The 25,569-nt window shown below is 61.1% G+C and carries 22 protein-coding genes; 10 read left to right on the top strand and 12 right to left on the bottom strand.

What is annotated here, in order from left to right:
* Window positions 1-139: 139 nt before the first annotated feature.
* The 4 genes from lepB to lptF form a co-directional block, all read right to left on the bottom strand.
* Entirely contained in the window at window positions 140-994 is an 855-nt protein-coding gene (lepB, locus tag HX821_RS09290) for a signal peptidase I (protein WP_003210437.1), read from the bottom strand.
* A 5-nt stretch (window positions 995-999) separates the two neighbouring features.
* Window positions 1,000-2,799, bottom strand: a complete 1,800-nt coding sequence (lepA, locus tag HX821_RS09285) for a translation elongation factor 4 (RefSeq protein WP_003210439.1) — start codon at window positions 2,797-2,799, stop codon at window positions 1,000-1,002.
* A gap of 152 nt (window positions 2,800-2,951) precedes the next feature.
* Window positions 2,952-4,031 (bottom strand): LPS export ABC transporter permease LptG, encoded by a 1,080-nt coding sequence (gene lptG, locus HX821_RS09280; protein ID WP_003210440.1) that lies wholly within the window; start codon window positions 4,029-4,031, stop codon window positions 2,952-2,954.
* Entirely contained in the window at window positions 4,024-5,142 is a 1,119-nt protein-coding gene (lptF, locus tag HX821_RS09275) for an LPS export ABC transporter permease LptF (protein WP_134325780.1), read from the bottom strand. The genes lptG and lptF overlap by 8 nt, the downstream gene beginning before the upstream one ends.
* Window positions 5,143-5,424: 282 nt before the next feature.
* Between lptF and HX821_RS09270 the strand changes: the two genes are divergently transcribed.
* The 5 genes from HX821_RS09270 (at window position 5,425) to rlmF (ending at window position 12,110) form a co-directional block, all read left to right on the top strand.
* A complete protein-coding gene (locus HX821_RS09270; protein WP_177035651.1) occupies window positions 5,425-6,915 on the top strand; it encodes a leucyl aminopeptidase in 1,491 nt (496 codons plus the stop codon).
* A gap of 51 nt (window positions 6,916-6,966) precedes the next feature.
* A complete protein-coding gene (locus HX821_RS09265) occupies window positions 6,967-7,395 on the top strand; it encodes a DNA polymerase III subunit chi (RefSeq protein WP_102605183.1) in 429 nt (142 codons plus the stop codon).
* 7 nt (window positions 7,396-7,402) lie between these two features.
* Window positions 7,403-7,807, top strand: coding sequence for a DNA polymerase III subunit chi (locus HX821_RS09260; protein WP_177027932.1), 405 nt, complete (start codon window positions 7,403-7,405; stop codon window positions 7,805-7,807).
* Between the two features lie 185 nt (window positions 7,808-7,992).
* Window positions 7,993-10,839, top strand: a complete 2,847-nt coding sequence (locus tag HX821_RS09255) for a valine--tRNA ligase (RefSeq protein ID WP_177035650.1) — start codon at window positions 7,993-7,995, stop codon at window positions 10,837-10,839.
* Between the two features lie 248 nt (window positions 10,840-11,087).
* A complete protein-coding gene (rlmF, locus tag HX821_RS09250; protein ID WP_003212741.1) occupies window positions 11,088-12,110 on the top strand; it encodes a 23S rRNA (adenine(1618)-N(6))-methyltransferase RlmF in 1,023 nt (340 codons plus the stop codon).
* Between the two features lie 64 nt (window positions 12,111-12,174).
* On the opposite strand, the gene HX821_RS09245 is transcribed toward rlmF, so the two are convergent.
* Window positions 12,175-12,456: an HU family DNA-binding protein gene (locus HX821_RS09245; protein ID WP_003212743.1), complete on the bottom strand. Its 282-nt coding sequence runs from the start codon at window positions 12,454-12,456 to the stop codon at window positions 12,175-12,177.
* Between the two features lie 397 nt (window positions 12,457-12,853).
* Between HX821_RS09245 and yejK the strand changes: the two genes are divergently transcribed.
* On the top strand, window positions 12,854-13,858 hold the full coding sequence (gene yejK / locus HX821_RS09240) for a nucleoid-associated protein YejK (RefSeq protein ID WP_003212745.1): 1,005 nt from the start codon (window positions 12,854-12,856) through the stop codon (window positions 13,856-13,858).
* A complete protein-coding gene (locus HX821_RS09235; protein WP_177035649.1) occupies window positions 13,858-14,208 on the top strand; it encodes a glutaredoxin domain-containing protein in 351 nt (116 codons plus the stop codon). Before yejK ends, HX821_RS09235 begins: the two co-directional genes overlap by 1 nt.
* Before the next feature lie 135 nt (window positions 14,209-14,343).
* On the opposite strand, the gene HX821_RS09230 is transcribed toward HX821_RS09235, so the two are convergent.
* The 6 genes from HX821_RS09230 to HX821_RS09205 form a co-directional block, all read right to left on the bottom strand.
* A complete protein-coding gene (locus HX821_RS09230) occupies window positions 14,344-16,584 on the bottom strand; it encodes a TonB-dependent receptor (RefSeq protein ID WP_008438524.1) in 2,241 nt (746 codons plus the stop codon).
* A 273-nt stretch (window positions 16,585-16,857) separates the two neighbouring features.
* Window positions 16,858-17,847, bottom strand: a complete 990-nt coding sequence (locus HX821_RS09225; protein WP_087695170.1) for a FecR family protein — start codon at window positions 17,845-17,847, stop codon at window positions 16,858-16,860.
* A complete protein-coding gene (locus tag HX821_RS09220; RefSeq protein ID WP_003212753.1) occupies window positions 17,844-18,404 on the bottom strand; it encodes an RNA polymerase sigma factor in 561 nt (186 codons plus the stop codon). The genes HX821_RS09225 and HX821_RS09220 overlap by 4 nt, the downstream gene beginning before the upstream one ends.
* Window positions 18,405-18,415: 11 nt before the next feature.
* Entirely contained in the window at window positions 18,416-18,742 is a 327-nt protein-coding gene (locus HX821_RS09215; protein ID WP_003212755.1) for a DUF3325 domain-containing protein, read from the bottom strand.
* Window positions 18,743-20,317 carry a PepSY domain-containing protein gene (locus HX821_RS09210; RefSeq protein ID WP_177035648.1) on the bottom strand — a complete coding sequence of 525 codons (1,575 nt, stop codon included), beginning with the start codon at window positions 20,315-20,317 and terminating at the stop codon, window positions 18,743-18,745. It abuts the gene before it with no gap.
* A complete protein-coding gene (locus HX821_RS09205) occupies window positions 20,314-20,616 on the bottom strand; it encodes a DUF3649 domain-containing protein (protein WP_003212759.1) in 303 nt (100 codons plus the stop codon). Before HX821_RS09205 ends, HX821_RS09210 begins: the two co-directional genes overlap by 4 nt.
* Before the next feature lie 159 nt (window positions 20,617-20,775).
* Between HX821_RS09205 and HX821_RS09200 the strand changes: the two genes are divergently transcribed.
* The 3 genes from HX821_RS09200 (at window position 20,776) to fecA (ending at window position 24,638) form a co-directional block, all read left to right on the top strand.
* Window positions 20,776-21,264, top strand: a complete 489-nt coding sequence (locus HX821_RS09200; protein ID WP_177035647.1) for a sigma-70 family RNA polymerase sigma factor — start codon at window positions 20,776-20,778, stop codon at window positions 21,262-21,264.
* Complete coding sequence (locus tag HX821_RS09195) at window positions 21,261-22,202, top strand: FecR domain-containing protein (protein WP_134325774.1); 942 nt, start codon at window positions 21,261-21,263, stop codon at window positions 22,200-22,202. The genes HX821_RS09200 and HX821_RS09195 overlap by 4 nt, the downstream gene beginning before the upstream one ends.
* Before the next feature lie 90 nt (window positions 22,203-22,292).
* The gene (gene fecA / locus HX821_RS09190; protein WP_102605177.1) at window positions 22,293-24,638 is read left to right on the top strand and encodes a TonB-dependent Fe(3+) dicitrate receptor FecA; all 2,346 of its coding nucleotides are present in this window, start codon (window positions 22,293-22,295) and stop codon (window positions 24,636-24,638) included.
* Here the strand turns inward: fecA and HX821_RS09185 are convergent, their stop codons facing one another.
* The gene (locus tag HX821_RS09185; RefSeq protein WP_177035646.1) at window positions 24,639-25,511 is read right to left on the bottom strand and encodes a LysR family transcriptional regulator; all 873 of its coding nucleotides are present in this window, start codon (window positions 25,509-25,511) and stop codon (window positions 24,639-24,641) included.
* Window positions 25,512-25,569 lie beyond the last annotated feature (58 nt).

Genomic DNA, 25,569 nt, shown 5'->3' with positions numbered 1-25,569 from the left:
CACATTCAGTTCGAGGCACCGGTGGCCTGCGACGATTAACGCTGTGTTCAAATTCAAATCCTGGTGGTTGCTGCATGGAGCCTGGTTTTGTCCAAGCCCCAGAAAAGCATTCGGCGCTGTGTTCACAGCGCCGCATGGATTACTTGATCAGCCCGACCCGCGAGAAGTTCGGCAGGTGGCTGAGCTTGGGTTCCGGCCAACTCATCCAGACCGCGAAGGCCTTGCCGACGATATTCTGGTCGGGGACCATGCCCAGCAGGTCCTTGGGAATATTCGGGTCATCCCAGTAGCGGCTGTCGTTGGAGTTGTCGCGGTTGTCGCCCATCATGAAGTAGTGCCCGGCAGGCACTGTCCACTGGTTGTCAGGCGGCGAACGGTAGCGGCTCATCTCCTTGCGGATTTCGTGCTCTACCGCCCCGAGTTTTTCCTGGTACAGCTCGGCGCTGCCCAGGGTGTTCGGCTCGGAACCGATCAGTTTTTCTGCCACCGACTCGCCGTTGACGAACAGGCGCTTGTCACTGGTGTAACGAATCACGTCGCCCGGCAGGCCCACTACACGCTTGATGTAGTTGACGTTCGGGTCGCTTGGGTAGCGAAACACCATCACATCGCCGCGCTGCGGGTCACCGATCTCGATCACTTTCTTGTCGATCACCGGCAAGCGGATCCCGTAGGAAAACTTGTTCACCAGGATGAAGTCGCCCACGTCCAGGGTAGGTTTCATCGAGCCCGAAGGGATCTGAAACGGTTCCACCAGGAACGAACGCAGCACCAGCACGATGAACAACACCGGGAAGAACGACTTGCCGTATTCAACCAGCATCGGCTCTTTGTTCAGTTTCTCGATCACCGCCACATCGGGCTGGCTGACGCTGCCCTGATAGGACGCGATGGCTGCCCGGCGACGCGGGGCGAAGAACACCAGATCGAGCAACGCCAATAGACCGCAAACGGCAACGGCGATGACCAGCAACAGCGGGAAATTTAGTGACATAGGACCTAACTATCCAACCTGAGCACCGCAAGGAAGGCTTCTTGTGGAATTTCCACGTTACCCACTTGCTTCATGCGTTTTTTACCGGCCTTTTGCTTCTCGAGCAGCTTGCGCTTACGGCTGACGTCGCCGCCATAGCATTTGGCCAGTACGTTCTTTCTGAGTGCCTTGACGGAAGTCCGTGCAATGATCTGCCCGCCAATGGCGGCCTGGATCGCGACGTCGAACATCTGGCGCGGAATCAGTTCTTTCATCTTCTCGGTCAACTGGCGACCTTTGTAGTGCGCGTTGTCCTTGTGCACGATCAGCGCCAGGGCATCCACCTTGTCGCCGTTGATCAGTACATCCAGCTTCACCAGATTAGCTGATTGGTAACGGTCAAAATGGTAATCCAGCGAAGCATAGCCGCGGCTGGTGGATTTGAGACGGTCGAAGAAGTCCAGGACCACTTCGTTCATCGGCAAATCGTAGGTCACTTGCACCTGGGTACCGAGGAACAGCATGTCGTGTTGTACGCCACGCTTTTCGATACACAGGGTAATGACGTTGCCCAGATGCTCTTGCGGCACAAGAATATTGGCCCGCACGATCGGTTCGCGCATGTCTTCGATGGAAGACAGATCCGGAAGCTTGGACGGGTTGTCGACGTAAATCGTTTCACCGGTTTTCAGCGCCAGTTCAAAAATAACCGTCGGCGCGGTGGTGATCAGGTCCAGGTCGTATTCGCGCTCGAGGCGCTCCTGGATGATTTCCATGTGCAGCATGCCCAGGAACCCGCAGCGGAAGCCGAAGCCCAGGGCGTCGGAGCTTTCCGGGGTGTACTGCAACGAAGAGTCGTTGAGGGTCAGCTTCTGCAGGGCTTCGCGGAAGTCCTCGAAGTCATCGGAGCTGACCGGGAACAGGCCGGCGTAAACCTGCGGCTGGATGCGTTTGAAGCCCGGCAGCACGTCGACGTCAGGGGTGGAGCTCAAGGTCAGGGTGTCACCTACCGGTGCACCGTGGATGTCCTTGATACCGGCGATGATGAAGCCTACTTCGCCGGCTTTCAGATCAGTGGTAGCCGTGTGCTTCGGGTTGAATACACCGACGCTGTCCACCAGGTGGATCTTGCCGGTGGACTTGACCAGGATCTTGTCGCCCTTCTTCACACGGCCGTGGCGCACGCGTACCAGGGAAACAACGCCCAGGTAGTTGTCGAACCAGGAGTCGATGATCAACGCTTGCAGCGGATCTTCGTAGTTGCCGGTGGGGGCTGGAATGGTCTTGACCAGGCGCTCGAGCACCTCGTCGACGCCCAGGCCGGTCTTGGCGCTGCACTCGACGGCGTCGGTGGCGTCAATGCCGATGATCTTCTCGATCTCTTCCTTGACGCGGTCCGGATCGGCCTGAGGCAGGTCGATCTTGTTCAGCACCGGCATCACTTCCAGGCCTTGCTCGATGGCGGTGTAGCAGTTGGCCACGGACTGGGCTTCAACGCCCTGGCCCGCGTCCACTACCAGCAACGCACCTTCGCAGGCCGCCAGGGAACGGCTGACTTCATAGGTGAAGTCGACGTGACCCGGGGTGTCAATGAAGTTGAGCTGGTACTTGATACCGTCTTTGGCGGTGTAGTACAGGGTTACGCTGTGGGCCTTGATGGTGATCCCGCGCTCGCGCTCGAGGTCCATGGAGTCCAGCACCTGGGCTTCCATTTCACGCTCGGCAAGGCCGCCGCACATCTGGATGAATCGATCGGCCAGCGTCGACTTGCCATGGTCAATGTGGGCGATGATGGAGAAATTGCGGATATGACTCAAATCACTCACGGATCAACACTCAAAAAGGCTGCAGGCAGACTGCCCGCTGAAAAATAGCCGGGAATTGTACCTGATGCGCAGACCAGACGTCATCCATGGCGACCAAGAACAAAAATGCCCCGGTCGTTCGAACGGGGCATTTTTTGTTCATAAGCGCGGGCTCAACCGGCCCGACGCAACAGCCAGAAGCCGGCCACGGCGCAGATGGCGGTCGGCACCAGCACCGCAAACAGCGGCGAGAAACCGAATACCAGGCTGGACGGCCCCAGCAGGTCCTGGGCGATACGGAAGGTGAAACCCACCAGTACGCCGGTAAACACGCGCTGGCCGAGGGTCACGGAACGCAACGGGCCAAAGATGAACGAGATCGCCATCAGCACCAGCGCAGCCGTCACCACCGGCTGCAACACCTTGACCCAAAACGCCAGCCAGTAACGGCCGTTGTTCAAGCCCTGGTCCTTGAGGTAATGGATATACCCCCACAGGCCGGAGATAGGCAGGCTTTCCGGGATCATCACCACGGTATTCAGCAATTCGGGCTTGAGGGAAATATCCCACTGCTCCGTCGGCACATTGATCACTTCGGTGGTCGATGCCGCACCCTTGCCGATATCACGGAAATAGGTGGTGGTCACATCGCTCAGTTGCCACTTTTCGTCGGCGTACTGCGCACGTTTGGCGAAGCTCGACGACAGCAGGTGACGTTCCTTGTCGAAGTGGTAGCGGGTGACACCCACCAGCAAGCCACCCGGCTGCACGGCGTTGATGTGGATAAACTCCTCACCCTGGCGGTGCCACAGGCCATGCTTGGAGCTCTGGGCATCGCCCGAACCCTGGGCCAGGGCACGATTGGCCTGGGCTGTGGACTCGGCTGGAGGCGCCACGTATTCACCGATCAGCACGCTGACCACCATCAGCAACAGCATGGGCTTCATGACCGCCCACACGATGCGACCGATGGAAACACCCGCCGCGCGCATGATGGTCAGCTCGCTGTTGCTGGCCAGGCTGCCCAGGCCGATCAGGCAGCCGATCAGCGCAGCCATCGGCATCATGTCGTACAGGCGACGGGGCGCCGTCAGCGCCACGTAGCTCAGGACGTCGGTAACGGTGTAGGTATCGCTGACGTTGCCGACTTCATCAATGAAGGCGAACAACGAGGCCAGCCCTAGAATAATGCCCAATACCGCAAGGATTGCGACCAGGACGCTGCTACCAATGTAGCGGTCGAGCTTAACCACGGGCCATCTCCTTCACGCTGCGACGACTCCGCATCTTCAACCGCATCGGTTCCCAATAAAGCAGCCCCAGGCCAATGGCCAGGAAGACCCCGTGGACCCACCACAACCCAAGGGCCGGCGGCAGCTTGCCCTTCTCCAGGGAGCCGCGGGCGGAAATCAGGATGGTCAGGTAAGCCATATAAAGCAGGATTGCCGGCAGCAGCTTGAGGAAGCGGCCCTGGCGCGGGTTGACCCGGGACAGCGGCACGGCCATCAAGGTCACGATAAACACCAGCAGCGGCAGGGAAATCCGCCATTGCAGCTCGGCGATCGAACGCAGTTCCTTGCTGCCGATCAGGTCTGGGGTCGGGATCGCGTCGCGGTCGGTGACCTCATCGCTGACATCCGGCCGGGCCAGCATCACGCCATAGGTGTCGTACTTGATTGCGCGGTAATCAGCCTGACCGGGGCTGCCGTCATAGCGATAGCCATCTTCCAGGATCAGGTAACGGCTGCCATCCGGGCGTACTTCCTGGCGCCCCTTGTCGGCCACCAGAATCGAAATACCACGGTCTTTCTGGTTCTGGCCGAGGTTTTTCTGGGAGATGAACACACCACCCAGGTTGGCACGGTCATCCGTCATTTGCTCGGTATAGGTCACCCGGGTGCCATCGTTGAGCGCTTGGAAGCGGCCCGGCTCCAGGGTGTCGAATTCGGTCATGGCGTCCTGTTTGTTCAGCACCAGCTGGAACTGCAGGGCACCCTGGGGTGCCAGGCTCAAGCTCAGCCAGGCCACCACCAGCGCGATACCGGTGGCCGGAACCATGGTCATGGCCAGCAAACGTTGCTGGCTCATGCCGGTGGCCGACAACACGGTCATTTCGCTTTCAAGGTACAAGCGGCCATAGGCCAGCAGAATCCCGAGAAACAGGCCCAATGGCAGGATCAACTGCAGGAAGCCCGGCAGGCGAAAGCCCATGATCAAGAACAGCGAACCCGGATCCAGGGCACCCGAGGCAGCCTGGGCGAGGTATTTGACGAAGCGACCACTCATGATGATGACCAGCAATACCGCACTCACGGCACTCAGGGTCAACAGGACTTCGCGGGATAGATAACGGAAGACGATCAAACCAGACACTCCAGGGTTGTCAGGCTAAGGCGGCCAAACAAGCAAGCATATCGAGTCGACCCATTGCTGCAGGCCGGCTAAAAAGATGGCGCATTATCCTGTGATTGACCGCACCTGTCACGGAGCTTGCTCATACGCGTGCACAAAGCTGCCCGCAAGGGTTGTCAGGCTCGGGCGGCGAGGTTCAAACTGCGGCCTTTGTCGCGGGCGGCCTACAGGCTGCCAAGCTTACAAGCCGGAGTACAGACTCCTGGCTCACTGACCTTTATAAGGGACCCGAAAATGGAACTGGTTGTAAAAAGCGTTAGCCCCGAAACGTTGAAAACCGCCACCCTCGTGGTCGCTGTCGGCGAAGGCCGCAAGCTCGGCGTTGCCGCCAAGCAACTGGACGAACTGAGCGGCGGCGCCATCAGCGCAGTCCTCAAGCGCGGTGACCTGGCCGGCAAGGTTGGCCAAAGCCTGCTGCTGCAAAGCCTGCCTAACCTTAAAGCCGACCGTGTATTGCTGGTGGGCGTTGGTAAAGACGCCGAACTGGGCGACCGTCCGTTCCGCAAGATCATCGCCGGCATCCTCAACACCCTCAAGGGCCTGGGCGGCACCGACGCGGCCCTGGCGCTGGACGAAGTCGTGGTCAAGGGCCGCGACAGCTACGGCAAGACCCGCCTGCTGGCCGAAAGCCTGCTGGACGGCGGCTACGTCTTCGACCAGTTCAAGAGCACCAAGGCCGAACCCCGCGCCCTGAAGAAAGTCACCCTGCTGACCATCAAGGCGGCCCAGGCTGAAGTCGAACGCGCCGTGACCCACGCCCAGGCCATCGCCGGCGGCATGGCGTTCACCCGTGACCTGGGCAACCTGCCACCGAACATCTGCCACCCAACCTACCTGGGCGAGCAAGCCAAGGCGCTGGGCAAGGAATTCAAGGGCCTGAAAGTCGAAGTCCTGGATGAGAAGAAGATCAAGGAACTGGGCATGGGCTCGTTCTATGCCGTGGGCCAGGGCAGCGACCAGCCGCCACGCCTGATCGTGATGCAATACAACGGCGGCAAGAAGTCCGAGAAGCCATTTGCCCTGGTCGGCAAAGGCATCACCTTCGACACCGGCGGCATCAGCCTCAAGCCGGGCCTGGGCATGGACGAGATGAAGTACGACATGGGCGGCGCCGCCAGCGTGTTCGGCACCCTGCGTGCCGTGCTGGAACTCAAGCTGCCGATCAACCTGGTGTGCATCCTGGCCTGCGCCGAGAACATGCCGAGCGGCGGCGCGACCCGTCCGGGCGACATCGTCACCACCCTCAGCGGCCAGACCGTGGAAATCCTCAACACCGACGCCGAAGGCCGCCTGGTGCTGTGCGACGCCCTGACCTACGCCGAGCGCTTCAAGCCGCAAGCCGTGATCGACATCGCCACCCTGACCGGTGCCTGCGTGGTTGCCCTGGGCGCCCACACATCGGGCCTGCTGGGCAACAATGACGAACTGATCGGCCAACTGCTCAGCGCCGGCCAGGCTGCAGACGACCGCGCCTGGCAACTGCCGCTGTTCGATGAGTACCAGGAACAGCTGGACAGCCCGTTCGCCGACATCGCCAACATTGGTGGCCCGAAAGCCGGCACCATCACTGCGGCGTGCTTCCTGTCGCGTTTCGCCAAGAACTTCAACTGGGCGCACCTGGACATCGCCGGCACTGCCTGGACCAGCGGCGGCAAGGACAAGGGCGCCACTGGCCGTCCGGTTCCATTGCTGACCCAGTACCTGCTGGACCGCGCCAAAGCCTGAAACTGAAGATCCCCGGGCGCCTGTAAAGCCGCCCGGGGCTCAGGAACCGCAATGACCCAAGTCGACTTCTATATATTGCCCAGCGCCGATCCTTCCGCGCGCCTGGACTTCGCCTGCAAGCTCACCGAAAAAGCCTGGCGCATGGGCCACCGTATCTACCTGCATTGCAGCGATGCCGCCCAGCGTGACGACCTCGACGCCCGCCTGTGGCGCTTCAAGGGCGAAAGCTTCGTGCCCCACGGCCCCGCCGAATCAGAGCCGGAAGGCCTGGTGGTACTGGGTTTGGGCGACAGCTGTGGCGATCACACAGACCTGCTGGTCAACCTTGACCTGAAAGTACCGGCCTTCGCCAAGGGTTTCGCCCGCGTGGCGGAAGTGGTGGTGGAAGACCCGGCTATTCGTCAGGCCGCGCGGGAGAGTTTCCGCTTCTACCGCGAACAGGGCTATTCTCTGCAAGATCACCGGCTACAACGACTTTGAGCACACGATGGACACTCCAAACCCGCTAAAAGACTCTGACCACCTGCTGGACGACCTTGAGTCGATCCGCAAGCTGCTCGGTGATGATGACCTGCAACCGCCATTGCTGACCGATGCGGTCAACGGTGACGTACAAATTCCCCTGCTGTTCGATATGGTGGGTGGCAAGCCGGTTACGCCGGAACCTGTCGAAACGCCCGCGGTGCAAGCTGCGCCGGCTGCGGCTGTTGCCGTACCTGCCGCCGAAAAAGCCCCCGACGCCCTGCTGCTGCACCTGGACAACGAACTGCGCGCCGCCGCGCAACTGATCATGCAAGACGTGATCGACGATTTTGCCCCGCATATCGAAACCGAGATCAAGCGCCGGCTGGATGCGCGCATGGAACGGTTGTTGAGCCAGTACCAGAACTAAGGCTGACACATATCCCCTGTGGGAGCGGGCTTGCTCGCGAAGGGCGTGAACGATAACGCGTACATCCTGAATGAACGCGCCGCCCTCAGGTTTTTCGCGAGCAAGCTCGCTCCTACCCCTCTCCCCTATCCCCCGTTATACTTGTCGGCTTTCCTGAATTAATGCCAACTAGGGTCCCGCCGCGCATGGATAAGACCTACCAGCCGCACGCTATTGAAACTTCCTGGTACCAGACCTGGGAGTCCGAGAATTATTTCGCTCCGCAAGGCGCGGGCGATGCCTACACCATCATGATTCCGCCACCGAACGTCACTGGCAGCCTGCACATGGGCCATGGCTTCAACAATGCGATCATGGATGCCCTGATTCGTTTCCGCCGCATGCAGGGTCGCAATACTCTATGGCAACCAGGTACAGACCACGCCGGTATCGCCACCCAGATGCTGGTGGAACGCCAACTGGAAGCCACCGGCCAGAACCGTCACGACCTGGGCCGCGAGAAATTCCTCGAGAAAATCTGGGAATGGAAGGATCAGTCCGGCGGCAATATCAGCCGTCAGATCCGTCGCCTGGGCTCGTCCGTCGACTGGAGCCGCGAGCGCTTCACCATGGACGACGGCCTGTCGGAAGCCGTGAAGGAAGCCTTCGTGCGCCTGCATGAAGACGGCCTGATCTACCGCGGCAAGCGCCTGGTCAACTGGGACACCAAGCTGCACACGGCGATTTCCGACCTTGAAGTGGAAAACCACGATGAGAAAGGTTTCCTGTGGAACCTCAAGTACCCGTTGGCTGACGGCGCCAAGACCGCTGAAGGCAATGATTACCTGATCGTCGCCACCACCCGTCCGGAAACCATGCTCGGCGACGCCGCTGTCGCGGTCAACCCGAACGACGAACGCTACCAGGCGCTGATCGGCAAGTTCGTCGAGCTGCCGCTGGTTGGTCGTCGCATCCCGATTATCGCGGATGACTACTGCGACCCTGAATTCGGCACCGGCTGCGTGAAAATCACCCCGGCCCACGATTTCAACGACTACGAAGTCGGCAAGCGCCACAACCTGCCGCTGCTGAACATCTTCGATAAAAACGCCGCCGTTCTGCCGGCCTGCCAGGTGTTCAACCTCGACGGCACGCTGAACGAGAGCATCGACGGCAAGATCCCGGCTGAATACGCCGGCCTCGACCGTTTTGAGGCGCGCAAGCAGATCGTTGCCGCCTTCGACGCCGCCGGCCTGCTGGTAAGCGTTGACGACCACGGCCTGAAAGTGCCGAAGGGCGACCGCTCCGGCACCATCATCGAGCCGTGGCTGACCGACCAGTGGTACGTGTCCACCAAGCCGCTGGCTGAGCCCGCGATTGCTGCCGTGGAAGACGGCCGCATCGCGTTCGTGCCGAAACAGTACGAAAACATGTACTTCTCGTGGATGCGTGACATCCAGGATTGGTGCATCAGCCGCCAGCTGTGGTGGGGCCACCGGATTCCGGCCTGGTACGACGAGTCGGGCAAGGTCTACGTGGGCCGCGACGAAGCCGAAGTACGTGCCAAGCACAACCTTGGCGCGGACGTGACGCTGCAACAGGACAACGACGTACTGGACACCTGGTTCAGCTCGGGCCTGTGGACGTTCTCCACCCTCGGCTGGCCGCAACAGACCGAGTTCCTGAAGAAGTTCCATTCCACCGACGTGCTGGTCACCGGCTTCGACATCATTTTCTTCTGGGTTGCCCGGATGATCATGCTCACCATGCACTTGGTGAAAAACGAAGACGGTACCCCGCAGGTACCGTTCAAGACCGTGTACGTGCACGGCCTGGTGCGTGATGGCCAGGGCCAGAAGATGTCCAAGTCCAAGGGCAACGTCCTGGACCCGCTGGACATCATCGACGGCATCGACCTGGAAACCCTGGTGCAGAAACGCACCTCGGGCCTGATGCAGCCGAAACTGGCGAAGAAGATCGAGAAGCAGACCCGCGACGAGTTCGCAGACGGCATCGCCAGCTACGGCACCGACGCCCTGCGCTTTACCTTCTGCTCGCTGGCGTCCACCGGTCGCGACATCAAGTTCGACATGGGCCGCGTCGAAGGCTATCGCAACTTCTGCAACAAGATCTGGAATGCCGCGCGCTACGTACTGGATAAAGGCGAAGACTGCGGCCAGAACGGCGAGACCATCGAGCTGTCCCTGGCGGACCGCTGGATCATCTCCCAGCTGCAGCGCACCGAAGCCGAAGTGACCCGTCAACTCGACCAGTTCCGCTTTGACCTGGCGGCGCAGGCCCTGTACGAGTTCATCTGGAACCAGTATTGCGACTGGTACCTGGAACTGTCCAAGCCCGTGCTGTGGGACGAGAACTCGCCGATCGAACGTCAGCGCGGCACCCGTCAAACCCTGGTGCGCGTACTGGAAGTGGCGTTGCGCCTGGCGCATCCGTTCATGCCGTTCATCACCGAAGAAATCTGGCAGCGCATCGCGCCGCTGGCGGGCAAAGACGGCAAGACCATCATGCTGCAACCTTGGCCGGTGGCCAACGAAGCCCGCATTGACGAGGCGGCCGAAAGCGATATCGAGTGGCTCAAGACCCTGATGATGGGTACACGCAACATCCGCGCCGAGATGAATATCGGTCCGGGCAAGCCACTGGCCGTGTTCGTGAAGAACGCCAGCAGCGAAGACCTGCGTCGCCTCACCGAGAACGACGCGCTGCTCAAGAAGCTGGCGAAGCTGGAGTCGATCACCGTATTGGCCGCTGGCGAAGAAGCACCGCTGTCCGCCACCGCACTGGTGGGCGAGATGGAAGTGCTGGTGCCGATGGCCGGCCTGATCGACAAGGGTGCCGAACTGGCGCGCCTGGACAAGGAAATCCTGCGCCTGCAAGGCGAAGTGCAGCGGGTGGGCGGCAAGCTGTCCAACGCGGCGTTCGTCGACAAGGCTCCGGCTGAAGTGATCGAGAAAGAACGCGCCAAACTGGCTGAGGCTGAACAGGCTTTGGGCAAGCTGGCGGAGCAACACGCACGGATTTCCAGCCTGTAAGAGGCTGCCCGTGCGGAAAAAGAGACCTTCGGGTCTCTTTTTTTTGCTTGGAAAAACACCGCTATTTCTCTTTGGAAACCCGACCAATGTGGGAGCTGGCTTGCCTGTGATGGCATCGCCTCGGTCTGGCAGATACACCGAGTCGCCTGCATCGCAGGCAAGCCAGCTCCCACATTTGACCGAGTTCGACCAAGGAATGTGTGACAATACCCACCACTTTTGAAACAAACGCAGAATCGACGCAGCCCATGACCGCCCCCAGCACACCCAAAGCACCGCGCAAGAAGCCAAAATCCAGTACGCCGGCCAAGCCCGTCGTTCCGCGCAAAGAGGCCACCTTGCACCCGCGTAACCGCCACCAGGGCCGTTACGACTTCCAGGCGCTGATCAAGACCACGCCCGAACTGGCGCAATTCGTGATCATCAACCCGTACGGAAAGGAAAGCATCGACTTTGCCAGCCCAGACGCGGTGCGGGTGTTCAACCGGGCGTTGCTCAAGGCGTTCTACGGCATCAATCACTGGGACATCCCGGCTGACTACCTGTGCCCACCGGTACCGGGGCGTGCCGACTACGTGCACTTCCTCGCCGACCTGCTGGCCAGCGTCAACGAAGGCGTGATCCCCCGTGGCGCGCCGGTGAAGGTGCTGGACATCGGCATGGGCGCCAACTGCGTCTATCCGTTGATTGGCTACAGCGAGTACCGCTGGAATTTCCTCGGCTCGGAAGTCGACCCGACCGCCGTGGCCGCCGCCAAGGCGATCGTGCAGTCCAACGGGCTGAACAAGGCCATCCAGCTGCGCCAGCAAACCAACCCCAAGCAGATCCTGCTGGGTTTGCTGGAGCCGGGCGAGCGGTTTGACCTGACCATGTGCAACCCGCCCTTCCACGCGTCCATGGATGAAGCGACCAAGGGCAGCGAACGTAAATGGCGCGCACTGGGCAAGGCTGATCCGAAACGCAAGTTGCCGGTGCTGAACTTCGGTGGCCAGTCGGCGGAGTTGTGGTGTGAAGGCGGTGAAGCGCGGTTCGTGACGCAACTGATCGCTGAAAGCGCGCATTTCCAGCACAAGGTGCTGTGGTTCAGCACGCTGGTGTCGAAAGCGTCGAACTTGCCGGCCATTCAGACAGCGCTGAAAAAGGCCGGTGTGCTGGAAAGCCAGGTGGTAGAGATGTCCCAGGGCCAGAAGCAGAGCCGCTTCGTCGCCTGGACCTTCCAGACCCCGAGCGAGCAACAGGTGTGGCGCCAGCGTTGGGCCCGTAAAGACTGATAAATCGCAGGCAACAAAAAACCGTGCCCGGATCGCTCCGGAGCACGGTTTTTTTTGCTGCGTCTTACTTGTTAACAGCGTCGGTCAGGCCTTTGGCCACAACCAGCTTGATAACTTTCTTGGCAGCGATTTCGATGGCTGCGCCAGTCGAAGGGTTACGGCCAGTACGGGCAGGACGCTCGGTCACTTTCAGTTTGCCAACGCCTGGCAGAGTGATTTCGCCGCCGTTTTCCAGCTGATCAGCAACGATCTGGCTCAGTTGGTCCAGCAGAGCACGCACGGTGGTTTTCGGTGCGTCTACAGCTTCAGCCAGATCAGCGATCAGTTGGTCTTTAGTAATAGCCATTGTGGTGTTCCTTCCCTATCAAATTCATTTGGATTGCAGAGTGCAGTGTCAGCCATCGAGCCCTGCCATCAAGGCCTGGCACCCAAGGGCTATAACCACGAAGATCGGGGTTATAGATACCTGAAACCGGGTTTGGTTCGACCTGACAAATGCTGAATGCACGCTTAACGCCCAGACTGCGCGTAAGACGGGGCAAAACTAGCACAGAGACGGGGAAATATCCGCCTCAACATACCCATTTGGTCAGCTTTATCGCTCTAAACCGTGAAAAAAAGGCATATGGCCCGTCGGATGGCGCTCAAAACGCCCTCCGAACAGCGCCATCCCCAGCGGGTGCGGTACACTGGCGACTTTTTCCGGGAGCCCCACCCCTCCCCTTCAACCAGCTGAGAAGCCCATGCCGATCCGTCATTGCATCGTCCACCTGATCGACAAAAAACCCGACGGCACACCCGCAGTTCTCCACGCCCGCGACTCCGAGCTTGCCGAGTCGGCCGCGATCGAGAACATGCTCGCCGACCTCAACGAGAGCTACAACGCCAAACAAGGCAAGGCCTGGGGCTTTTTCCATGCCGAGTCCGGCGCGCACCCGTTCAGCGGCTGGTTGAAGGAGTATTTCGACGGCGGCAAGGATTTCACCGCCTTCAGCCGCATTGCGGTGGAACACCTGCAGAAGCTGATGGAGGAGTCCAACCTCTCCACCGGCGGCCACGTGCTGTTTGCCCACTATCAACAGGGCATGACCGATTACCTGGCGATCGCCCTGCTGCACCACAGTGAAGGCGTGGCCGTGACCGACCAGCTGGACGTGACGCCGTCGCGCCACCTGGATCTTGGCCAACTGCACCTCGCCGCGCGCATCAACGTGTCCGAGTGGCAGAACAACAAGCAATCCAAGCAGTACATCTCGTTTATCAAGGGCAAGAACGGCAAGAAGGTCTCGGAGTACTTCCGCGACTTTATCGGCTGCCAGGAAGGCGTCGACGGCCCGGGCGAGACCCGCACCCTGCTCAAGGCCTTCAGCGACTTCGTCGAAAGCGAAGACCTGCCGGACGAATCCGCCCGCGAGAAAACCAAGACCCTGGTGGACTACGCCAGCAGCCAGGCCAAGCTCGGCGAGCCGATGGGCCTGGAAGAGCTGTCCGGGTTAATCGATGAAGATCGGCCAAAAGCCTTCTACGATCACATCCGCAACAAGGACTACGGCCTGTCGCCGGAAATCCCGGCGGATAAACGCACCCTCAACCAGTTCCGCCGTTTCACCGGGCGTGCCGAAGGCTTGTCCATCAGCTTTGAAGCGCACCTGCTGGGCGACAAGATCGAATACGACGAAGCCGCCGGCACCTTGATCATCAAGGGCCTGCCGACCCAGTTGACCGACCAGCTCAAGCGTCGCAACTGATGCTGGGCGGGGTTCTGAAGAAAGTCCTGCTGGTGTTGCTGGTGGTGGTGGTTTTCCAGAACTGGGGCAAGATCGAGCGGTTGTTCAACCCCTCCCAGGTGGTGCCGGAGCAGACACGCGCGGCAGCGCGCGTGGTGCTGTATTCCACCGAGTGGTGCGGCTACTGCAAACAGATCCGGCGCTTTCTGGATTCCAAGGGGATTCCCTACCAGGCGTTTGATATCGAGAAGGACGCCCAGGCGCGCAAGGTGTACGAGGCGTTGGGGGGCGGCGGGATTCCGTTTGTGGACGTGAACGGCACGCTGATTCGCGACTACAACCCGGAAGCGATCATGGCGGCCCTGAAGTAACTCACTCTGTAAAATACCGCAGATCAAATGTGGGAGCGGGCTTGCTCGCGAATGCGCTGGTTCAGTCAATACATCTGGCGACTGATCCACCGCTTTCGCGAGCAAGCCCGCTCCCACATTGGGTTTGCGTACGCGTTAGAAATTGGCCTCCAGGGAAACCATCGCCGTACGCTCTTCACCTACGTTGTAATACGCCGAACTGGCCGCCAGGCCATTCACTGGCGCCGAGTTGAACGACACGGTGCGCGCCGAGCTCAAGTATTCCTTATCAAACACATTGAGCATCGAGAAGCGCAGCGCGGCCGACTTGAAGACCTTCTTGTCCACCGGCAGGTAGATACCGGCGTTGAGATCAAACACGGTGCGCCCGGAGATTTTCTCGTTGTTGGTCAAATCACCGTAGAACGCCCCGACATACTTGCCGGCAATGTTGCCGTAGTAGCGCTTGTCGTCGTAACCAAACACCAGGTTGAGCATGTTTTCCGGCACGTTGGCCAACTGGTTGCCCTTGGTCGGCAACAACACGTTCTTGCTGACAAAGTCGTCCTGCTGCTCGGACTTGGTATAGGTGTACGACGCGTAGTAGTTGAAGTTGTACGGCAGCAGGCCGCTCCACTCCAACTCCAGGCCTTTGTTGGTCACGTCACCGACGTTGGCCATCACGTAGTCACCGTTCAAGTCGGTGGTCGACAGCTGACGGTCCTTGAAGGTGATGTAGAACAGGGTGGCGCTGAGGGCCATTTTCTCTTCGGTGTAGCGCCAGCCCAGTTCCTGGTTCCAGCTCAGCTCGGGGTTGAGGTTGAGGGAATCGCCCTTGTTGTACAGCACGTAGTTCTGCGGTGTGCGCATGTTGCGAGTGACGTTGTAGAACGCCTGGTTGCTCTCGTCGACCTGGTACTTGGCACTGAAGTTCGGCAGGAACTGATGGTAGCGGGCGTTACGCTTTTCCGGCTTGTCGTACAGGCTACCCAGGTTGTCGCCGTCACGCTCGACGTACTGGTACGCCAACCCGCCGACAAAGCTCAGGTCTGGCGTGGCTTGCCAGCTGTCCTGCACCCACAGCTTCTGGGCCGGGGTCACGGTGTATTGATGACGCCCCTGGACAGTCTTGCCGTTCTTGTCGACCACCTGGCCGCCGCTGTTGTAATCGCCCCAGACGTCGTCCGGTGCACCTTCGCTGTTGATCCCGATATACGGCTGGGTCTGGCGCTGGCGAGCGCGCTCGTACCAGTAGCCGTAATCCAGGCTGTGCTCCTCGTTGATGTCCCATTTCATTTTGACCGTCACGCCAGGGCGCCAGGTTTCGGTCCACGAGGGGCGATAGTAGTTGGCCGACTTGAGGTTGCTCAGGTCGTAGTTGCCACTCTTGTCGGACTTCGGCCCCAGGTTGGTCGCGGTCTGGCCGCTGAAACTGCCGCCGTTGCCCCAGTAGTAGTAAGGCGCAACCGTCAGGGCCAGGTCATCACGCAGGCGCCAGCGCTGGGTGAAGGTGGTCATGACACTTTCAAATGGGTTGCGGTTGAGCTTGTAGGAAGACGACAGCAATCCGTTCTTGTAGACCGGCGTTTCCGCGTAATCCAGGCGGCGGCCCTGTTGCTGGAACTGGCTCTTGCTCAGCGTGTTGTAGTTGTAGTTTTCCTGGGTGTTGTACTTCATGGTGAAGTTGCTGGTGTTGCCGTTGTCGTCTTCGAACAGCGTGCTCCACTCCACCTTGTCGCCCCGCAAGGTGCCCTTGCCGCGCCACTTGTCGCCCTCGGTGTGAGAGGCCGACACCCAGGTCTTGAAGCCGCCGAGGTCGCCGGTGTTGATGCGGGCGAAGGACTTTGTCAGGTTGTTCGAACCCATGGATTGCTTGACGAACAGCCCCGGCTCCTTGGTCGGCCGAATGGTGACCATGCCGATATTGCCGCCGCTGGAACCAATGTGCGGGCCGTCCGCTTCCGAGGAGCCCTGGGTGACAAATACTTCGCCGACGTTTTCCGGGTCGCCCAATTGGTTGGCGTAAACACCGTAGCTGCCGGAGTCGTTGATCGGCACGCCGTCCATGGAAACCCCGACCTGGTCGGAGTTCATGCCGCGCATGGTGAAGCTGGTGCCGCTCATGCCGCTGGCGTCGTCGTTGGAAACGTTGATGCCCGGGGTGTACTTGAGCTTGTCGATGGCGTTGGCCGTCGGGGACATTTCGTCCATGGCTTCCTTGGTCACCGTGGACCGGGCCTTGGCACTTTCTTCCTGAATCATGTGGCCGGTGCCCAGGGTACGTTCGCCGGCGACGTGCACCGAACCGACATCCTGGGAATCGTCTGCCAGAACCAGCGGCGCAAAGCCGCCCAGGCCCGATGCTAAAAGCAGGGCATAGAGTTTGTTGTAGGTCACGAGTAGATCCCTTACATGCATCTATCTGTTGTTATGGGGGAGGTATTGGCGATCTCGGCCGGGTGAACAGCGCCGCCAATCTTCCTGACCACCTGCTCAGGAATCCGAGGATCATCCGTGCATCACGTAACGATTTGGTTACAGGTTTTGGCGATTGCGATGAAGGTTAAATGAAAGGTCCACACACACGGATGTGCCAAGGCATGGGGATTTTCAAGGGAAGGTGGTGCAAGTAATGACAGCGCCACGCCATTGCGGCGTAGCGCTCTGTATCTAGCGCAATACGATCATCCGACCGAGCAGCGAGTGTTGTTCAAACCCCAGGACCGCCTGCAACGCATTGAGCACCGCCTGGGGGTCCTTGCTCGGGAAACTGCCGCTGACACGCCGGGCGCCGAGGTCTTCGTTGAGCAGCAGAATGCGCCCCGGATAGTAGCGGCCGAGGTCTTGCACCACATCGGCCAGCGGCGCCTTGTAGTAGTTGAGCCAACCATCGCGCCAGGCCAGGCGCGACTCGCTGTCGACCGCGTGCAGCTCATCGGCGACACCGTCGGCGTAGGCCACTTGCTGGCCGGCCGTCAGAATCTGTTGCTGAGCATACTTCGACGGCGTTACCCCAACCCGACCGGACAACACCGTCACCTGCGCACCTGCCGGTTGCAGGCGCACCTCAAACTGCGTGCCGAGCACCCGTGCTTCGCCGCTGCCGGCCTCGACCACAAAGGATTCGCCAGTGTGGGTCACACTGAAAAAACCGGCGCCACGGCGTAGCTGGATATGGCGCTCGCCATGCTTGAAATCCACTGCGATCGCACTGTCGGCGTCCAGGGTGACCTGGCTTTGATCGGCCAGGGTCACGGTCTTCACCTCACCCGGCGCGGTGACGTAATCCGCGCCGAAGTCATCGACCCAGCGTGACGGCTGCCAGCCGGCGCCCATCGAGATCATCACCAGCAGGCAGGCGGCCATGGCCAGGGCGCCAGACCAGCGCCGCACGCTGGAGCGTTTCGAGGTATTCATCGCGTTCAAGTAACCCTGCAGCGCCAGGGCATCCTCATCCGCCAACGTTCTGGCCGGTACTTCACTCAATTCCCACAGCACCTGGGCCTGGGCATAGGCTTCCACATGCGCAGGATCGGCCCGCAGCCAACGGCTGAACGTGGCCTGGTCGCCACTGCTGGGCTGGTCGTGCAACAGGCTCAACCAGGCCAGTGCGGCCTGTTCCTGGTCGGGCGTCGGGGTGACGCTGGCGGTGGGGTTCACGGGGCTTTCCTTGGCGATGGTTCACGAAGGCTGGCCTTGCAGGCTTCGAGGGCACGCATCATATGTTTTTCCACGGCGCTTTGGGACAGGCCCATGGCCTTGGCGATTTCCGCGTACTTGCGGCCATGGATGCGGTTGAGCAGGAAAATCTGCCGGGTACGTTCCGGCAGGCTGCGCAAGGCTGCTTCAACGTGACGCAGATCATTGCCCGCCTCCAGCGCGGCCTGGGGTTCGCAGCCCTGGTTATCCTGTTGTTCCGGCAGCCAGCCTTCGCTGCTGCGCACCCGGGCGCCTTCGCTGCGCAGGTGGTCGATGGCGATATTGCCGGCGCAGCGCAGCAGGTAGGTGCTGAGTTCCTCGACCTGCACCAGCGGCCGGCGCCAGAAGCGCAGGAACAAATCCTGCACCAGGTCCGCCGCCGTCGCACGGCAGCCCACGCGGCGGCTGACCAGCGCTTCCATCTGCGAGCGCTGGGACAGGAACACCTGCAGGAAATGCGCCCGTCCGCCCGCCGCGTCTGCGTGCTGCTCTGGGTGTTCGGGGGGCGTGGTGATCATCAACGGTGGACTCAAAGGGTCGCGAAGGCCGCAACCGGGCTGGCCAGCAGGCCGAGGCCCGCCAGGATCAAGGCCAGCCTTGGCCGATACGGCAACAGCAACACCAGCAACAACCCGCTGAGCATCAAGACCGCGCACCACTCCACCAACCCCTGGCTCCACCCGGTCGCGAGCACCGCCGGCCAGATCGAGACAATCAACAGCAGCCAGCCGCCCACGCGCAAACCCAGGCGCCGACGAGGCGAAGGTTTACTGTGCAGCAGTTCGCCATGGTGCCGGTCCATGGACAGGCACAACGCGGTAAACCCTGCGTAACACAGCAATAGCGCCAGGAGCATTCAGTTCACCTCGCCCTTGAGGGTCAATGGCCGGGCACGTTCGGCCTTGGGCTGAGGGACACGGCGGTGCTGCATTTTCCAGGCAGCCCAGGCGAGGAACACGCCGCTGCCCAGGCACGTCAGGTCAAAACCGGCCATGGCCCAGTCGCCGTTGGCCAGAGACACACCCAAATGCTGGGTCGTGGTCAGCGCGTTGAGCACCGGCACGCCGATAAACAGCAGCGCGCCCACACTCAATTGCTCAACCCAGCCGCGGCGCCCCTGGCGAACAATCGCGTGCACGACGCTCAAGCCCCAGGCAATAAAGAAGGCTTGTACTTCCCAGTCCGAGCGCCCGGCAAAGCTGGCCGGCAACAGGCGGTTGGCCCAGAAGAATGCAGCGATGGCAATCATCAAGCCGGACATGCTGGCGATGTTCAGCACTTCCACCAGCCGCAGCTCAAAGGGCAGCACACCGGTTTTGGTGTGCTTGAGCTGACGCTTGCCCAGCCACATCACCAGCCCGGTGCCGATCATTGCCGTGCCCGCGAGGCCGCAGATGAAATACAGCCAGCGCAATACCGGGCCGGCGAAATGGCCCATGTGCAAACCGTAGAAGCTGCCACCAATCGCCGCCGGCAGCGACTGCTCGCCGCTCACCCGCAACAGTTCGCCGGTAGTGCCGTTGAATGAGACGGTGCTGCCAAAGTCATGCACCACTCGATCCGACCCGGCGCGGAACACATTGACCGAGGCGTTTACATCGCTTGGATTATTCACCACCAGCCGTCCGACATGCCCGCCGGCCCATTGCTCGCGCGCCTGCTCGTACATCGGACCCAGTGGCAGCAATTGCCCCGGCTGGCCGAGGGCCGGCGCATTGTCGGTGGCCGGAAACACATCGTTGAAGAACGCACGGGTATCGTTGCCGTAGGAAGCGAGGATGCTCGCCGGCATTACCATGCTCATGAAAATCACCAGGCTGCTGTAGGTGATCATCAAGTGGAACGGCAACACCAGCACGCCCACGGCGTTGTGCCCGTCGAGCCAGGAACGCTGGCCCTTGCGCGGACGGAAGGTGAAGAAGTCCTTGAAGATTTTCTTGTGGGTAATGATCCCGGTGATCAACGCCACGAACATCACCATCGCGGCGATGGTCGACAGCCAGCGCCCCCACGGATAGGGCATTTGCAGCTGGAAGTGGAAACGATAGAAGAATTCGCCGCCCATGCTTTCCCGGGCCTGGACCTGCTGGCCGCTGACGGGATCGAGGAGTTTTTCGACGAAATTGCCGCGTTTGCCCGGGTCGACCTTGTCTTGCCACATCACCGACAGGCCCGGCTCACGGCTGCTCGGCAAGGTGATAAACCAGCGCGCGGCATTGGGCGCCTGGTGTTGCAGATAGGTTTGGGCGGCGGCCAGGCTACGGGCGTCATCGACGGGATGCGCCTGCACTTCGGGCTGCATCCAGTGGGTAATTTCGTCCTTGAAATACGACAGGGTGCCCGTCAGGAAAATCGCAAACAGCAGCCAGCCAAAGATCAGCCCGGCCCAGGTGTGCAACCAGGCCATGGCCTGGCGGAAGCCCTCTTTCATGTGCGCGCCATCCAGTACGCCAACCCGGCGAACGTGGCCATTATCGCGCTGGGCAGCAACACGCCAAACCAGGCGCGCCAGGCCGTGCGGCAGGCGAAGCACCAGATGACTGCCAACAGGTAGAACACAAACGAACTCAGCATGCCGCTGATCACCGCATCGGCGCGGCTGGTGGGCAGCCACAGCGTCATGCACACGCTGGCCAGCGAGGCCAGCAGGTAACCGCCGACCACAGCCGCCAGCACCCGCGACGTCACGGCAAGACGGTAGGAAACGGGAAGTGAGGTTTTGCGTTTCATGCACAAGGCGCCAGGTTCGTCAGTGCGCAATATTAATGATAAAGGTTCTCATAAGCAAAAGAGAACGCATCACTGGCAATTGCCGAACCCGCCTGCGCGCCCTACAATGCGAACAATTCTTGTTCTCTAAAGCATGCCCATGCTGCCGGAGTGTGCGCGTTGCAGCCGTCCAACACCGTCGAAGTCCTGTACCACGACCATCACCACTGGCTTACCGGCTGGTTGCGACGCAAGCTCGGCTGCCCGGAAAGCGCCGCCGACCTGGCCCAGGACACCTTCATCCGCGTGCTCACCGCACGGGAAACACCGACGCTGATCGAACCTCGCGCCTTCCTCACCACCATCGCCAAGCGTGTGCTGTGCAACCATTACCGCCGCCAGGACCTGGAGCGCGCCTACCTCGACGCCCTGGCGCAAATGCCCGAACACGTGGCGCCGTCGGAGGAAGAGCGGGCAATCATCCTGCAAACCCTGATGGAGCTGGACCAGTTGCTGGACGGCTTGGCGCCCCTGGTCAAACGCGCGTTCCTGCTGTCCCAGCTCGACGGCCTGACCTACGCGCAAATCGGCGCGGAACTGGGCATCTCCATCGCCACGGTCAAGCGCCATCTGAATAAAGCGGCGATGCGCTGCTACTTCGCCCTATGAGTTTCTCAACGCAAGTCGCCGAACAAGCGGTGCACTGGCTGATGGAAATGCAGCAGGGCCCGCTCAACCCACGCAAACAGGCAGCCTGGCAACAGTGGCTGGACGCCCACAGCGAACATCAGCGGGCCTGGGAGCACATCCAGCGAGTGAACCAGCGCTTGCGCGGGATGCCATCACCCCTGGCCCATGCCGCCTTGAATGCGCCGAAATCCAGCAGTCGCCGCCAGGCCCTGAAGTTGTTGCTGATACTCGGCGCCGGGTCGGCAGCGGCCTGGGGTTTGCGCCAGCAACATATATTGCCGCCGTTGAGTGCCGACTACCGCAGCCCCATCGGCCAACGGCGCAAGTTCCAGCTGGCGGATGGCAGCCAGTTGCAGCTCAACACCGGCAGTGCGGTGGATGTGCATTTTGATGGCCAGCAACGCTTGATCCGCCTGCTCGAAGGCGAAATCCTGCTGACCGCCAAACCCGGCAACGCCCCGCTGCGGGTCATCACTTCCCAGGGCCTGCTCAGCGCCCAGGCCGCGCGGCTGAACGTGCGGCAATTCAACGATCACACACAACTGGCGGTGTTTGATGGGCACGTTGACGTGATGCCCAACACCTATAGCGGTTTGCCGTTGTCGGTGGAGAAAGCCCATCAGGTCAATTTCACCCGCAAAGGCTGGGACACCGCCCGCCCCACCGACGCCGGCAGCGGCGCCTGGGCCGACGGCATGCTGGTGGCGGCCCACATGCGCCTGGAAGATTTCCTCGCCGAATTGAGCCGTTATCGCCGTGGCCAGCTCAATTGCGACCCGCAGGTGGCCAACCTGCTGATTTCCGGCAGCTACCCGCTGGACGACAGCGAACGAATCCTGGACCTGCTGCAAGTCAGCCTGCCGGTCAGGGTCCGGCGGTTTACCCGCTACTGGGTCACTGTCGAAGCGCGTGCCTGAAATATTTTCAAAACCCGTGAGCCGTTTTCCGCACCTCGCGTGACAGAGAAGGAAAGCCACCTTGATCCTTCCTTCTCAGGACCGCACTTCATGCCCCAGCAACCGACTCGCCTGACGCCACTCGCCCGCACCCTGCGCCACTTGTTGCTGGGGGCCAGCCTCAGTTTCAGCACCGTTCCCTACGTAATGGCGGCCGACGCCAAGCCCTACCGCATCGCCCCTACGTCACTGGAAGCGGCGCTGAATCAATTTGGCCGGGAAGCCGGCGTGCTGATTTCATTTGGCTCGGACGTGACCGCCGGCGTGCAAAGCCACGGCCTGTCGGGCAACTACACCGCTGAAGAAGGCTTGAATGCGTTGCTCAAAGGCACCGGCCTGCAAGCCCGTGCCGAGGGCAACAACGCCTTCAGCCTGCAACCGGCGAATGCTCCGGCCACCCTCGAATTGGGCACCTCCAACGTGGTCGGCGACTGGCTGGGGGACGCGGCGCAAACCAACGTCTTCGAGCACCCTGGCGCCCGGGACGTGATCCGCCGCGAAGAATTCGAACGCCAGGGCGCCACCCAGGCCCGCGACGTGCTCAACCGCATTCCCGGGGTCAACGCCCCGGAAAACAACGGCACCGGCAGCCACGACATGGCGCTGAACTTCGGCATTCGCGGGCTCAACCCACGCTTGGCCTCGCGCTCCACGGTCTTGATGGACGGCATCCCGGTGCCGTTCGCGCCGTATGGCCAGCCGCAGTTGTCGTTCGCGCCCATCAGCATGGGCAACATGGATGCCGTGGACGTGGTACGGGGCGGCGGCGCAGTGCGTTATGGCCCGCAGAACGTCGGCGGCATCGTCAACTTCGTCACGCGCGCGATTCCCGATGCGCCAACGGTGAAAGGCGGCCTGCAAACCGAAACCAGCCCGTCTTCCAGCCACGATGGCTTCAAGACCACCGGCAACCTGCTGGCCGGCGGCACGGCGGACAACGGCCTGGGCGGCGCGATCCTGTATTCCGGCACCCGTGGTGGTGATTGGCGCGAGAACAGCGACACCCGCATCGACGACCTGATCCTCAAGGGCAAGTACCAGCTGGACGACGCCAACAGCTTCAACGCCATGGCGCAGTACTACGAAGGCAAGGCGGATATGCCCGGTGGTTTGAGCACTGCGGCCTACAAGGCCGACCCGTATCAGTCCACCCGCCCCTACGACCAGTTCTGGGGCCGGCGCACCATGTTCAACGCAGGCTATCGCTACCAGGAAGACCGCCGGGAATTCACGGTCAACAGCTTCTTCACCACCACCCTGCGCAGCGGTTACCTGGACCAGGGCAACTTCCTCTCCCTGTCGCCCCGCGAGTATTGGGTACGCGGCCTGGAAACCCGTTTCGCCCAAGGCTTCGACCTCGGCCCAACCAGCCACGAAGTCGGCGTGGGCTACCGCTACATCAACGAGGCCGGCCACGAACTGCGCTACCGCACGCCGATTTCCGCCAATCAGCAACTGCCGACCACCGACAGCCGCAACGACCGCGACACCCGAGGCAGCACCGAAGCCAATGCGTTCTTCGTCGACGACCGGATAGATATCGGCAAGTGGACCATCACCCCGGGCATCCGCTACGAGATGATCGAGTCCCAGCAGACCAACAACCTCAGCAACGTCAAATACAAAGGCGACTACAACACCGCCCTGCCGGCGCTGAACGTGCTCTACCACCTGACCGACGACTGGAACCTCTATGCCAACACCGAAGGTTCGTTCGGCAGCGTGCAGTACAGCCAGATGCCCAACCGCGTGACCAGTGGCGAAGTGAAGCCGGAAAAAGCCCGCACCTGGGAACTCGGCACACGCTATGACAACGGCACCTTGCGCGCCGAAATCGGCGCGTTCCTGATCAACTTCGACAACCAGTATGACAGCAACCAGACCAACGACACCGTGATCGCCCGCGGCGAAACCCGCCATCAGGGCATCGAGTCCAGCATCAACTACGCCCTCGACGGCTTGAGCCCGGCGCTCGCCGGTTTTGATGTGTACGCCACCTACGCCTACGTCGACGCCACCATCCGCGAAGACGGCCCGAACAAAGGCAACCGCGTGCCCTTCTCCTCCAAGCACAAGGGCACCCTGGGCGTGGGTTACACCGAAGGTCGCTGGAAGTTGAATGTGGACAGCAGCTACCAGAGCAGCCAGTTTGCCGACAACGCCAACACTGAAGCAGAAAGTGCTGATGGCAGCACCGGACGCATTCCTGGCTACATGCTGTTCAGCAGCCGCGCGGCGTACGACTTTGGCCCGCAGCTGTCGGATTTGAACGTGGCGGTGGGTGTGAAAAACATCTTCAACAAGCAGTACTACACCCGCTCGTTTGACGATAACAACAAGGGCAAATACGTCGGCGAGCCGCGCACGCTGTATGTGCAGACGTCCATCGCGTTCTGATCAGCTACCCGCCAGGCACGACGGTGTGCCGGCCACCAACGCGTCGATGGCGCATCGGGTCTTGGCCGGCATGTGCGTCGCCGTGGGCCAGATGACATGGATCGGCATCGGTTGCTCGCGGTGGCCCGGCAGTACCGCCTGCAGTTGCCCGCGCAACACGTAGTGGGCGATCAGCCAACTGGGCAACCAGGCCAGGCCGACCCCGGCGATGGCGGCATCGGCCACGGCCTGCAGGTCATCGAGGATCAACGGCGAGGCGACTCGCTCGCGGTGCGGGGCATTGCTGCGATAGGCAATGCCCCGGTGCCCGTCCAGGTCGTCGATGGAGTCAATACGAGGTGTGCGCTGCAAGTACGCGGGTGACGCCGCCAGGGCAATCGCCTGTTCGCCGAGGCGACGTGCACTCAAGCGGTCGGTGTCAGGCAATGCGCCAATGCGCACCGCCAGGTCGAAGCCTTCCTGCGCCAAGTCGATCAATCGGTCGGAGAAGGAAATTTCAATCTCCAGTTGCGGAAAACGGTCCATCAGCCCCCACAACGCCGGCGCCGCATAGTGGTGGCCGAATGCCAAAGGCAGGCTCGCCCGTAACCGCCCTCGTGGCTGCTGGCGGCCACTTTCCAGCACGGATTCAGCCGCTTCCAGCTCTGCCAGTGCACGCAGGCAGTGCTCGTAGTAGGCCTGCCCGTCTTCGGTCAAACGCTGGCGCCGGGTGGAGCGTTGCAATAAAGACGTCCCCAGCCGCGCTTCCAGACGTGCCAAGCCTTTGCCCACCGCCGAGCGCGTGAGGTTCAGCCGTTCGGCGGCCTCCGTCAGATTGCCGCTCTCGACGATCTGCAAAAACAGTTCAACACCATCAAAACGCGGAGTGGCCATGGTCGTTTGTCGCCCTATATTCCCTTATCACAGGAAGAAGTATCGCTAATAAAGAATC

The sequence above is a fragment of the Pseudomonas sp. B6001 genome, assembly GCF_013386015.1.
GTDB lineage: Bacteria > Pseudomonadota > Gammaproteobacteria > Pseudomonadales > Pseudomonadaceae > Aquipseudomonas.
Note: the sequence above shows the minus strand (reverse complement) of the source record. Positions and strands in the feature narration are given on the sequence as shown.